General features: G+C 63.4%; 10 protein-coding genes and 2 pseudogenes. 5 read left to right on the forward strand and 7 right to left on the reverse strand.

The window, feature by feature from the left end; genetic code table 11:
* Positions 1–36 precede the first annotated feature (36 nt).
* The 5 genes from AC07XM_RS07740 (at position 37) to AC07XM_RS07760 (ending at position 7,165) form a co-directional block, all read left to right on the forward strand.
* The gene (locus tag AC07XM_RS07740; protein WP_033734161.1) at positions 37–1,776 is read left to right on the forward strand and encodes a glucan biosynthesis protein G; all 1,740 of its coding nucleotides are present in this window, start codon (positions 37–39) and stop codon (positions 1,774–1,776) included.
* Positions 1,769–4,342 (forward strand): glucans biosynthesis glucosyltransferase MdoH, encoded by a 2,574-nt coding sequence (gene mdoH, locus AC07XM_RS07745; protein WP_060516893.1) that lies wholly within the window; start codon positions 1,769–1,771, stop codon positions 4,340–4,342. The genes AC07XM_RS07740 and mdoH overlap by 8 nt, the downstream gene beginning before the upstream one ends.
* 258 nt (positions 4,343–4,600) lie before the next feature.
* Complete coding sequence (locus AC07XM_RS07750; RefSeq protein WP_024717349.1) at positions 4,601–5,398, forward strand: transporter substrate-binding domain-containing protein; 798 nt, start codon at positions 4,601–4,603, stop codon at positions 5,396–5,398.
* 77 nt (positions 5,399–5,475) lie between these two features.
* Positions 5,476–6,438 (forward strand): amino acid ABC transporter permease, encoded by a 963-nt coding sequence (locus AC07XM_RS07755; RefSeq protein WP_016489571.1) that lies wholly within the window; start codon positions 5,476–5,478, stop codon positions 6,436–6,438.
* A complete protein-coding gene (locus AC07XM_RS07760) occupies positions 6,431–7,165 on the forward strand; it encodes an amino acid ABC transporter ATP-binding protein (protein ID WP_024717350.1) in 735 nt (244 codons plus the stop codon). Before AC07XM_RS07755 ends, AC07XM_RS07760 begins: the two co-directional genes overlap by 8 nt.
* A gap of 120 nt (positions 7,166–7,285) precedes the next feature.
* On the opposite strand, the gene AC07XM_RS07765 is transcribed toward AC07XM_RS07760, so the two are convergent.
* The 7 genes and pseudogenes from AC07XM_RS07765 to tatB all read right to left on the reverse strand — a co-directional run bounded on the left by AC07XM_RS07765 (position 7,286) and on the right by tatB (position 13,345).
* A complete protein-coding gene (locus tag AC07XM_RS07765) occupies positions 7,286–8,158 on the reverse strand; it encodes a methyl-accepting chemotaxis protein (RefSeq protein WP_371855227.1) in 873 nt (290 codons plus the stop codon).
* Positions 8,141–9,229: pseudogene (locus tag AC07XM_RS07770) on the reverse strand (methyl-accepting chemotaxis protein); the annotation flags it as partial. The pseudogene AC07XM_RS07770 and the gene AC07XM_RS07765, both read right to left, overlap by 18 nt.
* A gap of 231 nt (positions 9,230–9,460) precedes the next feature.
* Positions 9,461–10,333, reverse strand: coding sequence for a methyl-accepting chemotaxis protein (locus tag AC07XM_RS07775; RefSeq protein ID WP_371855228.1), 873 nt, complete (start codon positions 10,331–10,333; stop codon positions 9,461–9,463).
* A pseudogene (locus tag AC07XM_RS07780) lies at positions 10,316–11,377 on the reverse strand (methyl-accepting chemotaxis protein); the annotation flags it as partial. The gene AC07XM_RS07775 and the pseudogene AC07XM_RS07780, both read right to left, overlap by 18 nt.
* Before the next feature lie 101 nt (positions 11,378–11,478).
* Entirely contained in the window at positions 11,479–12,186 is a 708-nt protein-coding gene (locus AC07XM_RS07785; protein WP_016489567.1) for a 16S rRNA (uracil(1498)-N(3))-methyltransferase, read from the reverse strand.
* The gene (gene tatC, locus AC07XM_RS07790) at positions 12,183–12,971 is read right to left on the reverse strand and encodes a twin-arginine translocase subunit TatC (RefSeq protein WP_023047997.1); all 789 of its coding nucleotides are present in this window, start codon (positions 12,969–12,971) and stop codon (positions 12,183–12,185) included. Before tatC ends, AC07XM_RS07785 begins: the two co-directional genes overlap by 4 nt.
* Positions 12,968–13,345, reverse strand: a complete 378-nt coding sequence (gene tatB / locus AC07XM_RS07795; protein ID WP_016489565.1) for a Sec-independent protein translocase protein TatB — start codon at positions 13,343–13,345, stop codon at positions 12,968–12,970. The genes tatC and tatB overlap by 4 nt, the downstream gene beginning before the upstream one ends.
* Positions 13,346–13,347: the final 2 nt, after the last annotated feature.

The following is a 13,347-nucleotide window of genomic DNA, read 5'->3' on the forward strand; positions in this document are numbered from 1 at the left end:
GTTGGTTTCATGATCTGTTTTCGGCGAGGGTTGCTCGTGATTGTTAGTCCCCAAAAAGCATCAAGAATCCCCGGCATCCGGCTACGCAAGGCCCTGATGGCCAGTGTGGCACTGGTCGGCCTGATGAGCGCGGGCCAGCTGTGGGCATTCAATCTTGACGATGTTGCAGCCAAGGCAAAGGATCTGGCCGGCCAGAAGTACGACGTACCCAAAAGCAACCTGCCGGCGGTGTTCCGCGACATGAAGTTCGCGGACTACCAGAAAATCCATTTCCTGCAGGAAAAGGCCGAGTGGGCCAAGGACAAGACCCCGTTCAAACTGTCGTTCTACCACCAGGGCATGCACTTCGACACCCCGGTGAAAATCAACGAAGTCACCGCTACCAAGGTCGAGGAAATCAAGTACGACCCGAGCCGCTTCGAGTTCGGTGACGTGCCCCACGACCCGGAAACCACCAAGAACCTGGGTTACGCCGGTTTCCGCGTGCTGTACCCGATCAACAAGGCCGACAAGCAGGACGAGATCATGACCCTGCTTGGCGCCAGCTATTTCCGCGTGGTCGGCAAGGGCCATGTCTATGGCCTGTCGGCCCGTGGCCTGGCCATCGACACCGCGCTGCCGTCGGGCGAGGAATTCCCGCGCTTCACCGAGTTCTGGGTCGAGAAGCCCAAGCCGGCCGACAAGCATCTGGTGATCTACGCCCTGCTGGATTCGCCGCGCTCTACCGGCGCCTACAAGCTGACCCTGCGCCCGGGCAACGACACCGTGGTCGACGTGCAGTCCCGCGTGTTCCTGCGTGACCAGGTCAGCCGCCTGGGCATTGCCCCGCTGACCAGCATGTTCCTGTTCGGCCCCAACCAGCCGTCCAAGGTCCTCAACTACCGTCCGGCCCTGCACGACTCCGAAGGCCTGTCGATTCACGCCGGCAATGGCGAGTGGCTGTGGCGCCCGCTGAACAACCCTAAACACCTGGCCGTGAGCAACTTCAGCGTCGAGAACCCGCGTGGTTTCGGCCTGATGCAGCGCCAGCGCGCGTTCAGCGACTACGAAGACCTCGATGACAACTACCAGAAGCGCCCAAGCGCCTGGATCGAGCCGAAGGGCGACTGGGGCAAGGGCACCGTCGACCTGGTCGAAATTCCGACCGCCGACGAGACCAACGACAACATCGTAGCCTTCTGGAGCCCGGAGAAACTGCCGGAGCCAGGCAAGCCGTTCGAGTACGCTTACCGCCTGCACTGGACCATCGACGAGGCGAAGTTCCAGGCCCCTGAGCTGGGCTCGGTCAAGCAGACCCTGCGTTCCACCGGTGACGTGAAACAGTCCAACCTGATCCGCCAGCCAGACGGCAGCGTGGCCTTCCTGGTCGACTTCGCCGGGCCGGCCCTGGCCGCATTGCCGGAAGACACCGCGGTGCGCAGCCAGATCAGCGTTGGCGACAATGCCGAGGTGGTCGAGAACAATCTGCGCTATAACCCTGAGACCAAGGGCTGGCGCCTGACCCTGCGCCTGAAGATCAAGGAAGCTAACAAGTCGACCGAAATGCGTGCCGCGCTGGTGCGTGATGTGCCGGCCGAAACCGCCAAGCCTGCCCAGGACGCCAAGCAGGACAAGGCCGCAGCCAAGCATGCCAAGGCCGAGAAAGCCGTCAAGGCTGAGCAACCTGCCAAGGCCGAACAACCTGCCGCCGATGCGGCGCCCACCAACGGGACCCCGGCCACCACCGAGAAGGTGCTGACCGAGACCTGGAGCTATCAGTTGCCTGCCGATGAGTAACTCAAACGCAAGGCCAGTATCGCTTGGCGAGTACCTGGCTCACCTACCACTGAGTGACGAGCAACGGGCGGAACTCGCCAGCTGCACGTCGTTCAGTGAGCTGCACCAACGCTTGGCGGCCAACCCGGCCGCCAACGCTGCCGAGGCCGTGCAGGCCTCGGTGGGCCCGCGCCTGACCGTGGGCAGCGCCGCCGAGCTGGAAGAGGCCGAAATGCTCGGCGTCGACGGCAGCGGCCGCCTTTGCCTGAAGATCGCCCCGCCGATCAAACGCACCAAAGTTGTGCCCGAGCCTTGGCGCACCAACGTGCTGATCCGCATGTGGCGGCGCATGACCGGCCGCACCAACGCGCCGCAGCCGCCCAAGCGCGAGCTGCCGCCGGCACGCTGGCGCACGGTGGGCTCTATCCGCCGTTACATCCTGCTGACCCTGATGATCGGCCAGACCATCATCGCCGGTTGGTACATGAAGGGCATCCTGCCGTACCAGGGCTGGTCGTTCGTCGACCTTGACGAAGTCCTCAGCCAGCCGCTGTGGGATACCGTGGTGCAGGTGTGGCCGTATGCCTTGCAAACTTCCATCCTGATCCTCTTCGGTATCCTGTTCTGCTGGGTGTCGGCGGGCTTCTGGACCGCGCTGATGGGCTTCCTTGAGCTGCTTACCGGGCGCGACAAATACAAGATTTCGGGCAGCAGCGCCGGCAACGAGCCGATTGCACCCGAGGCGCGTACCGCACTGGTGATGCCGATCTGCAACGAAGACGTGCCTCGCGTGTTCGCCGGTCTGCGCGCAACGTTCGAGTCGGTGGCCGCCAGCGGCAACCTCGACCGCTTCGACTTCTTCGTGCTCAGCGACACCAACGACACCGACATTGCCGTGGCCGAACAACAAGCCTGGCTGGACGTGTGCCGCGAAACCAAAGGCTTCGGCCGCATCTTCTACCGCCGCCGTCGGCGCCGTGTGAAGCGCAAGAGCGGTAACCTCGACGACTTCTGCCGTCGCTGGGGGGGCGAGTACAAGTACATGGTCGTGCTGGACGCAGACAGCGTCATGAGCGGCGAGTGCCTGAGCAGCCTGGTGCGCCTGATGGAGGCCAACCCGGACGCCGGCATCATCCAGACCGGGCCTAGAGCCTCGGGCATGGATACCCTGTATGCACGCATGCAGCAGTTTGCCACCCGCGTGTACGGCCCGCTGTTCACCGCTGGCCTGCACTTCTGGCAGCTGGGCGAGTCGCACTACTGGGGCCACAACGCGATCATCCGCATGAAGCCGTTCATCGAGCACTGCGCCCTGGCGCCGTTGCCGGGCAAGGGGGCGTTTGCCGGTGCGATTCTCTCCCACGACTTTGTCGAAGCTGCGCTAATGCGCCGTGCCGGCTGGGGCGTATGGATCGCCTACGACCTGCCGGGCAGTTACGAAGAGCTGCCGCCCAACCTGCTCGACGAGCTCAAGCGCGACCGGCGCTGGTGCCACGGCAACCTGATGAACTTCCGCCTGTTCCTGGTCAAGGGCATGCACCCAGTGCACCGTGCGGTGTTCCTCACCGGGGTGATGTCGTACCTGTCGGCGCCGCTGTGGTTCCTGTTCCTGGTGCTGTCGACGGCGTTGCTGGCGACCAACACCCTGATGGAGCCGCAGTACTTCATCGAGCCGTACCAGCTCTACCCGCTATGGCCACAGTGGCACCCGGAGAAGGCCGTGGCGCTGTTCTCCACCACCATCGTGCTGCTGTTCCTGCCCAAGCTGCTCAGCATCATCCTGATCTGGGCCAAGGGCGCCGTCGAGTTTGGCGGGCGGATCAAGGTCACCCTGTCGATGCTGATGGAGATGCTGTTCTCCATGCTGCTGGCACCGGTGCGCATGATCTTCCACACCCGCTTCGTGCTGGCCGCGTTCCTCGGCTGGGCGGCGACCTGGAACTCGCCACAGCGTGACGACGACTCCACGCCGTGGAGCGAGGCTGTGCGTCGCCATGGTCCGCAAACCCTGCTGGGTATTGCCTGGGCCGCGCTGGTGGCGTGGTTGAACCCGAGCTTCCTGTGGTGGCTGGCGCCAATCGTTGGCTCGCTGGTGCTGTCGATCCCGGTTTCGGTGATTTCCAGCCGCACTCGCCTGGGCCTTGCGGCCAAGGACGAGAAGCTGTTCCTCATCCCGGAGGAATACGCCACCCCACAAGAGTTGCTGGCCACCGACCAGTACACCCACGAAAACCGCTGGCATGCCCTGCATGACGGCTTTGTGCGGGCTGTGGTCGACCCCCGGCAGAACGCCCTGGCCTGTGCCATGGCCACTGCCCGTCATGGCCAGGCGGCGCCGATCGAAGCGCTGCGTGCCGAGCGCGTGGCCAAGGCCATGGAAGTCGGGCCGAAAGGGCTGGACCTCAATACTCGCCTGGCCCTGCTCAGCGACCCGGTTGCGCTGGCCCGCCTGCACGAGCAGGTATGGGCAGAGCACAACGCGGCGTGGATCGATGTGTGGCGCGCGTCGATCAAAAATGACCCGCATTCGCCGTTGTTGCCGCTGCATCCGGAGAATGAAGGCCAACCGGCACTCGTCGGCGCCTGATCCGTCCATTCGCGGGGCAAGCCCGCCCCCACAGGGACCTCACAGTTGTTGAATGCTGTGCGGTCCCTGTGGGAGCGGGCTTGCCCCGCGAAGCTTTTAACAGCCCATGCATTCGATTTTGGCCAACAAAGTCCCCCCCGGCGCTAGGTCCCCGAGCCGCCATGCGTTAGCATCCCATTCCGATACGACGCCTCGGCCAGTACGGCCGTGCCAACACAATAAGATTCGCTACTTTTCTTGCTAGGGGACTTGGTGATGATCAAGCAATACCTTTCGCGACTGCTGGTCGGTGTAACCGCCCTGGTCGCTGTAACTGCGGCCCAGGCAGGCGCCATTGATGACGCGGTCAAGCGCGGTACCCTGAAGGTGGGCATGGACCCGACCTACATGCCGTTCCAGATGACCAACAAGCGTGGTGAGATCATCGGCTTCGAAGTCGACATTCTCAAGGCCATGGCCAAGTCCATGGGCGTCAAGTTCGAGGCCGTGTCCACCGCCTATGACGGCATCATCCCGGCCCTGTTGACCGACAAGTTCGACATGATCGGCAGCGGCATGACCCTGACCCAGGAACGCAACCTGCGCCTGAACTTCAGCGAACCCTTCATCGTGGTTGGCCAGACCCTGCTGATCCGCAAGGAGCTGGCGGGCGAGATCAAGTCGTACAAGGACCTGAACAACGAGAAGTACCGCCTGACGTCCAAGCTGGGCACCACCGGCGAAATGGTCTCCAAGAAGCTGATCGGCAAAGCCAAGTACCACGGCTACGACAACGAACAGGAAGCGGTCATGGACGTGGTCAACGGCAAGGCTGACGCCTTCGTTTATGACGCGCCGTACAACGTGGTCGCCGTGGAGAAGGCCGGTGCCGGCAAGCTGCTGTTCCTCGAAGAGCCCTTCACCTACGAGCCGCTGGCCTTCGGCCTGAAGAAAGGCGACTACGACAGCATCAACTTCATCAACAACTTCCTGCACCAGATCAAGCATGACGGGACCTACGATCGTATTCACGACAAGTGGTTCAAGAACAAGGACTGGCTGAAGGACATGGAATAAGGCCCAGGCCACAAGCCCGGCTTTGACCCCGACGCGCAGGCAAACCCTGCGCGTTCGCATTTACGGAAGTACCCCACGTGATCAAACACAAGAAAGCCCAGTGGCCCTGGCACGGGCTGACCGCCCTGGTGCTGGTCGGCCTGGCGATCAGCCTGTACATGGCCACCTCGATGATGTCCTACGAGTGGCGCTGGAACCGTGTACCCCAGTACTTCGCCTACAAGGCCGAGGACGTACAGCGCGCCGCCGGTAACGGCACCGTGCAGGACATCGTCATTGCCGGCGATAACGCTCGCGTCACACTGAAGGACGAGCAAGGTGACGAGCAGGTGCTCGACGTGGCCAAGGACAGCCTGCAACTGAGCCGCGGCGACGATGTTGCCGAAGGCGACCAGATCGGTGTCACCCGCCACTGGGCAGCCGGCCCGCTGGCCTGGGGCCTGTGGACCACATTGTGGCTGTCGGTGGTGTCTGGCGCCCTGGGCCTGGTCATCGGCCTGTTCGCTGGGCTGTGCCGGTTGTCCAGCAACCCGACCCTGCGCGACCTTTCAACCGTCTATGTCGAATTGGTGCGTGGCACGCCGCTGCTGGTGCAGATTTTCATTTTCTACTTCTTCATCGGCACCGTCCTCAACCTGTCCCGCGAGTTTGCCGGGGTGGCCGCGCTGGCACTGTTCACGGGCGCCTACGTGGCGGAAATCGTCCGTGCTGGCGTGCAGTCCATCGCCAAGGGCCAGAACGAAGCCGCCCGCTCGCTGGGCCTGAACGCTGGCCAGTCAATGCGGCACGTGATCTTGCCGCAAGCCTTCAAACGCGTGCTGCCGCCGTTGGCTGGCCAGTTCATCAGCCTGGTCAAGGACACCTCGCTGGTCTCGGTGATTGCGATTACCGAACTGACCAAAAGCGGCCGCGAGGCCATCACCACCTCGTTCTCGACCTTCGAGATCTGGTTCTGCGTGGCAGGTCTGTACCTGCTGATCAACCTGCCGCTGTCGCACCTGGCCAGCCGGCTCGAGCGGAGGCTTGCGCAAAGTGATTGAAGTCCGTGACCTGCTGAAAGTGTTCGACACCCGTGGCCAAGTGGTCCGGGCTGTGGACAATGTCACCACCCAGGTCGCCAAGGGCGAAGTGGTGGTAGTGCTCGGCCCATCGGGCTCGGGCAAGTCGACCTTCCTGCGCTGCCTCAACGGCCTGGAGCATTTCGACGAAGGCCATGTGGCCATCGACGGCCTGCAGTTGGCCGACCCAAAGACCGACATCAACGCCTACCGCCGCGAAGTCGGCATGGTGTTCCAGCACTTCAACCTGTTCCCGCACATGACCGTGCTCGAAAACCTGTGCCTGGCGCAGAAGGTGGTGCGCAAGCGCAACAAGGCCGAGCGTGAAGCCAAGGCCCGGGCGTTGCTGGAGAAGGTGGGTATTTCGCAGAAGGCCAACGAGTACCCGTCGCGCCTGTCCGGCGGCCAGCAACAGCGGGTGGCAATTGCCCGCGCCCTGGCGATGGACCCGAAAGTGATGCTGTTTGACGAGCCGACCTCGGCGCTGGACCCGGAAATGGTCGGCGAGGTGCTGGACGTGATGAAGACCCTGGCCCAGGAAGGCATGACCATGGTCTGCGTCACCCACGAAATGGGGTTTGCCCGCGAAGTGGCGGACCGGGTGCTGTTCTTCGACCATGGCAAGCTGCTTGAAGATGCCGCGCCTGGGGCGTTCTTCGATGCGCCGAAGGACCCGCGCGCGCAGGCGTTCCTGCGCCAGGTGCTGTAACCGCACCGGCCTCTTCGCGGGACAAGCCCGCTTCCACAGGTGCCCGGCTGCTGTCAGGGTGCGTGATGCTTGTGGGAGCGGGCTTGTCCCGCGAATGGGCCGCAATGCGGCCCCGGCATTTCACAGGTTGAACCGCCCCACCATCCCCCGCAACTGCTGCCCCAGCTGCTCAAGCTCCCCGCTCGAAGCCGCCGTCTGCTCACTGGCCGCACTGGTCTGATCCGACACATCCCGCACATTGATCACGCTTCGGTTGATTTGCTCGGCCACCACGCTCTGTTCTTCGCTGGCCGTGGCAATCTGCTGGTTCATGCCCTGGATGCTCGACACTGTGTCGGTGATCTGGCTCAGCGCCTGCCCGGCCCTGCGGCTCAGCGCCACGCTCTGCTCGGTCAGGCGCTTGCTGCTGTCCAGCAAACGGGTCACGTCGTCCGTACCGTTGTGCAGGCTGTCGATCAGCTGGCCAATCTCCTCGGTCGCCGTCGAGGTACGCTGGGCCAAACCGCGTACTTCATCGGCCACCACGGCAAAGCCACGGCCGGCTTCGCCTGCACGGGCCGCCTCGATGGCGGCGTTCAGCGCCAGCAGGTTGGTCTGTTCGGACACCGACTTGATCACGTCAAGGATGCTGCCAATGCGCTGGCTTTCGCCCGCCAGGTGCTGCATGGCCGCCAGGCAATGATCCATCTGCCCGGCCAGTTGCTCGATACGGCCGATGGCTTCGGACACGACCTGGTCGCCCATCTGCGCCTGCTGGTCAGCGTTGGTCGCGGCCTGCGAGGCTTGTTCGGCATTCTGTGCCACTTCCTGCACGGTTGCGCTCATCTGGTTCATGGCGGTAGCCACCTGGTCGGTTTCCTCGCGCTGCTGGTTGATGCGCAGCTTGGTGTCCTCGCTGCTGGCCGCCAGTTGTGTAGCAGCCTGTGACAGCTGCCCGACCCCCTGGTCGATGCCGCCGATCAACTCGCGCAGGCTCAAGGTCATTTCGCGCATGCTGCTTTGCAGCTGGCCCATTTCATCACGGCGTTGCACTGCGTCAACCTGGCTCAGGTCACCCTTGGCGATACGTGCGGCTACGGCCAGCGTCTGGCGCAGCGGTTGGGTGATCTGCAAGGTGATCAGCCACGCAGCCAGTACGCCCACCGCCAGTGCCAGCAGCGCCACACTGGTCAGCAGCGAGCGTGCGGCCAAGGCTTCGCTGTCACGTTGTTCGACCTTGCGTTTACCCAATTCGAGGCTGACCGCGCGCAGCTCATTGCCCATATTTTCCATATTGTTCTGCAGCTGCTCGACACGTATGGCGGCGTGGCGGTACTCGTCCAGGGCGGCGCGGTACTTGGCCAGCTCGACACCGGGCTGCTCGCTGACTGCGCGTGGCAAACCCAGCGGCGCAAGGCCGGCAAGCAGTTGCCCAAGGCTATTTTTGGCAGCATCCAGGGCGTTGTCGCCGACTTTTGCGAAATCCTCGACCGGAGTGAAGGTATAGGCTGGCACCAGGCTTTGCTGATTGGCCCCTTCGACCTGCCGGGTGAGGGTGTCCATCAGGCCCAGAACACCACTTTGCTGGCTGTCGGCTGGCATCCTCAGCAGGGCTTGGGTCTGCAGCTCGTCGATCGCATCATTAAGTGCCTGTTCCCGAGCCTGCATGGCTTCGCGCAGCGTGCTGCGGTTACCGGTGCTACGTTGCAATTCGCTGAAATCGCCGCGCAGGCGCTGTAACAGCGCCAGCTTTTCGGTCAGCAACTGTCTTGATTCATCGACGTTGCTGCGTTTTTGCAGGGTGGTCAGCATGCTGTTGAGTTGTTCGAGGATGCTGCTGATGCGCGCTTTGCTGGTGTCGTCGTTGAGCACGCGGTAGGTGATGCGTTCTGCCCGCAGGTCTTTGGTCAGGTCGTTGATCAGGCCTATTTCGCTGAGTTGCTGTGAGCGCACGATGGCGTCATCCAGGGCGCGCCACCCGCTGATGGTGGTGGCCAGTGTGAGCAGCAGCACTACGGCGAAGCCGAGGGCCAGCTTGGCAGCGACACTGATATTGCCAAGCTTGCGGTTGAGGTAGGCGAACATAGAGCGTCTCCGAGCGAATGAGAGGGAGGATGCAGGCGCATTGCTGGCATCACATCTCTGCCAATCGGCAGGGGAGCTGTAGGACTTGACCTGATAATCAGGTAGGAATAATCACTGGCGACTGTAGGAAGAATCGCCCTGCGGCGCAGCCTCTGCGGAGGCTGCCAGGCGTCGCAAAAAGGGCCGCAAAGCGCCCCCGGCAATAGGTGCGGCGAAGCTGAAATGGCGGGGTCAGAGTTTGAACCGCCCCACCAACCCCTGCAGGTGGGTCCCCAGCCGCGCCAGCTCCACACTGGAACTGGCCGTCTCTTCACTTGCCGCCGAGGTCTGGTCGGATATATCCCGCACATTCATCACGCTGCGGTTGATCTCCTCGGCGACGGCGGTCTGTTCCTCTGCAGCAGTTGCAATCTGCTGGTTCATCGCCTGGATCGAAGACACCGTGCGGGTGATGGTTTCCAGAGAGGTACCGGCACGGCGGGTCAGCTCGACGCTGCTGTCGGTCAGCTGGCGGCTGTTGTCCATCACGCTGGCCACCCGTTGTGTGCCGCTTTGCAGGCCGGCGATAAGCTCTTCGATCTCTTCAGTCGACTGCTGGGTGCGCTGGGCCAGGCTGCGCACCTCGTCGGCGACCACGGCAAAACCACGCCCGGCCTCCCCAGCGCGGGCGGCTTCGATCGCGGCGTTCAGGGCCAGCAGGTTGGTTTGCTGGGCCACCGACTTGATCACGTCGAGCACACTGCCGATCTTGTCGCTTTCAGTCTTGAGCTGGTTCATCGCTTCGCTGGAGTTGATCACTTCACCCGCCAGCCGCTCTATCTGCGCCACGGCCTCGCCCACCACGCGGTCGCCTTCGCGGGCCTGCTGGTCGGCCATCAAGGCAGCTTCCGAGGCCTGTTCGGCATTGCGTGCCACTTCGTGCACGGTGGCCGTCATCTGGTTCATGGCGGTCGCAACCTGGTCGGTTTCGACCTTCTGGTTGTTGACCCCGGCGCTGGTCTGCTCAGTCACCGCCGACAGCTCCTCTGCGGCACTGGCGATCTGAGTGACACCGTCACCGATGCCGCCGATCAGTTCGCGCAGGCCTTGGGTCATGCGCTGCATGCTCGCTTGCAACTGGCCCAGTTCGTCGCGGCGGTTTACCTGCAGGTTCTGGGTCAAGTCGCCACTGGCGACCCGCTCCGCGGCGCGCAGGGTCTGGCGCAGGGGAATGATGATCTGCCGGGTAATAGCCCATGCCGCCAGCAGGCCGAGGGCCAAGGCCAACCCGGTGGCCACGGCGAGCAGGGTCTTGGCCTGGGTGGCCCCGGCGTCCCGCACGGCGGTCTGCGAGGTGGTCATCGCCTGGCTGGTCTGCAGCAGCAACGTACCTTGCTCGGCCATGTGCTGCAGGGCCTGCTCGCTGGCAGCCTGGGCATTGCCGAACTGGGTGACCGCATCACGGTAGCCGCCCATGGCGGTGGCGGCATCGTCGAGACCGGCGGCATGTTCGGCCGGCACTTTGGCTGGCAATGCACGCAGCTCGGCCAGGGCCTGGTCGATGGCCTTCAGCGCTGTTTGCTGGAAGTCGGTATTGCCGCTGTAGGTGTAGCCACGCACCTGGAAACGCGCTTGTTGCAGCAGGGCGCTGACGTCTACCGCGTGCTGGTACTGGCTGATATCGCCAGCTTGCAGGAGGCCGCGCTGGACGCGCCCGATCAGCTCTGCCGCCTTGTCGGCGCTGTCGCCGAGCACGCTACGGCTGGCCTCGCGGCGCTGGCCCGCCTGCTTCAGCTCGTTGAACGCCTGCTGGTAGATGCGCACCGCCTCGCGCTGCTGCTCCAGGCGCTGGCGGTCGGCGGGGTGTTCGATCTGGCCGAGCATCAGCTGCACCTGGCGGTCGAGGTTGGCCAGTGCTTTCTCCAGCTCGGCCACCGATGCGTCATCACTGCGGCGCTCGTAATGCTGGCGGGCGATGCGCAGTTCCTGGGTGTACTGCTGGATGACCGAGATGTTACCCAGCTTGTCGCCGCGGTCGATGATGCTGTCCATGCCGTGCCAGCCGGCCAGGGTAATAGCCAGGGTCAACAGCAGCACCAGGCCGAAACCCAGCCCCAGTTTGCGATTCACGCTCACATTGCCCAGCGATTGGGCTAACCATTGATACATGTACGACTCCCCGGCGGCTTGGCAGCACAAATAGTTGTTGTGTTGCCAAGGCCATCGGCCCGGGGGAGGGAAACTTGATGGCCAAAAAAGTGGCGTTTGCGTCAGAAAATACGCGAAAGCAGCGCAGTCACGGCGGTCTCTACCCGCAGGATGCGATCACCCAGTTGCACCGGTGCCAGGCCAGCCTTGCCCAGCAGCTCGATTTCGTAGGGTATCCAGCCGCCCTCGGGGCCGATGGCCAGGGTTACGGGTTGTTCCACGGCACGCGGGCAGGCAGGGTAGGGGCCGGGGTGACCGACCAGGCCCAGGGTGCCCGCGGCGATGGCGGGCAGCCGATCTTCGACGAAAGGCTTGAACCGTTTCTCGATGATCACCTCGGGCAGCACCGTGTCACGCGCCTGTTCCAGGCCGAGGATCAGGTTTTCGCGAATGCTCTCGGGCTGCAGGAAAGGTGTTTGCCAGAAGCTTTTCTCGACCTTGTAGCTGTTCACCAGAATCAGCCGTGATACGCCGAGGGTCGCCACGGTCTGGAACAGCCGTCGCAGCATTTTTGGCCGCGGCACTGCCAGTACCAAGGTCAACGGCAGCTTGGCCGGTGGCTGCTGGTCGAAGGTCACTTCAAGTTCGGCTTCGTGCTTTTCCAGGCGCAGTACCGTGGCTTGGCCCATCAGGCCGTTGAGCCGGCCCACCCGCAGGTGGTCGCCCACCGCCACGCGGTGGATCTCCTGCATGTGGGTGAAGCGCCGGTCGGCGAGAACGACGCGGTCGGCCGAGACGAAGTCGGCCTCTTCGAGGAGCAACAGGTTCACGGTTGGGTCGCTGGTGGCTGGTCGTTGTGGTCGTTGGCTGCTTCGTCGTGGGCGCTACGCTTGCGGATCAGGCTGCCACATAGCACGCCGACCTCGAACAATAGCCACATAGGTACGGCCAGCAGGGTCTGGGAGAAAATGTCCGGCGGGGTGAGGATCATGCCGACCACGAAGCAGCCGATGATCACGTAAGGGCGAATCTTCTTCAGGTACTTCACGTCGACCACGCCTATCCACACCAGCAACACCACCGCCACCGGGATTTCGAAGGCAACGCCAAAGGCGAAGAACAGCGTCATCACGAAGTCGAGGTAGTTGGCGATGTCGGTCATCATTGCCACGCCTGCCGGGGTGGCGGCGGCAAAGAACTTGAACATCAGCGGGAACACGAGGAAATAGGCAAAGGCCATACCGGCGTAGAACAACAGAATGCTCGACACCAGCAGCGGAATGGCAATGCGTTTTTCATGGCGGTACAGGCCTGGCGCGATAAAGCCCCAGATCTGCTGGAGAATGAACGGAATGGCCAGGAACAGCGACACGATCATGGTCAGCTTGAACGGCGTAAGGAACGGCGAGGCCACGTCGGTGGCGATCATCGTCGCGTTGGCCGGCAAATGGTCGCGCAGCGGCGCCGAGACCAAGGTGTAAATTTGCTGGGCGAAGGAAAACAGCCCGGCAAAGATCAGGAAAATGACGGCAACGCAGCGCAGCAGGCGGGTGCGCAGTTCGGTCAGGTGCGAGACCAGCGGCATCGGCTGGTCGTGTTCCGGATTCTCGCTCATGGGGCTCGCGGCGGTTGAGGCGGTTCAGAGGGTACGGCCGGGGCAGCAGGTGCTTCGACCGGCCTGGCTTCGAGCCCGGCAGGTGGCTGCACGCTGGCCGTGGTTACCGGCGGCTGCGCGGGTGGCGTCATCGGGTTGAGGATGCGCTTGGCTTCCTCTTCCATCTGCAGGATGTGCTCGTTGTGCAGCTGGCGGCGGATGTCGTCGGCGCCAATTTCGCGCTCCACTTCCATCTTGATGCTGTTGAAGCTGCGTTTGAGCCGGCCAATCCACAGGCCTGCCGTGCGCGCGGCTCCGGGCAGGCGCTCGGGGCCGAGCACCAGCAGCGCGACCAGACCTACGAGTAGCAGCTCGCTGAAACTGATGCCGAACATGG

The sequence above is a fragment of the Pseudomonas sp. GW460-LB5 genome, assembly GCF_059423245.1.

Excerpts from the sequence above, each read along its gene's own strand:
- mdoH (WP_060516893.1), top strand. The coding sequence starts at position 1,769 with ATGAGTAACTCAAACGCAAGGCCAGTATCGCTTGGCGAGTACCTGGCT.
- AC07XM_RS07765 (WP_371855227.1), bottom strand. The coding sequence starts at position 8,158 with ATGCGCGAAATGACCTTGAGCCTGCGCGAGTTGATCGGCGGCATCGAC.
- tatC (WP_023047997.1), bottom strand. The coding sequence starts at position 12,971 with ATGAGCGAGAATCCGGAACACGACCAGCCGATGCCGCTGGTCTCGCAC.
- AC07XM_RS07775 (WP_371855228.1), bottom strand. The coding sequence starts at position 10,333 with ATGCAGCGCATGACCCAAGGCCTGCGCGAACTGATCGGCGGCATCGGT.
- tatB (WP_016489565.1), bottom strand. The coding sequence starts at position 13,345 with ATGTTCGGCATCAGTTTCAGCGAGCTGCTACTCGTAGGTCTGGTCGCG.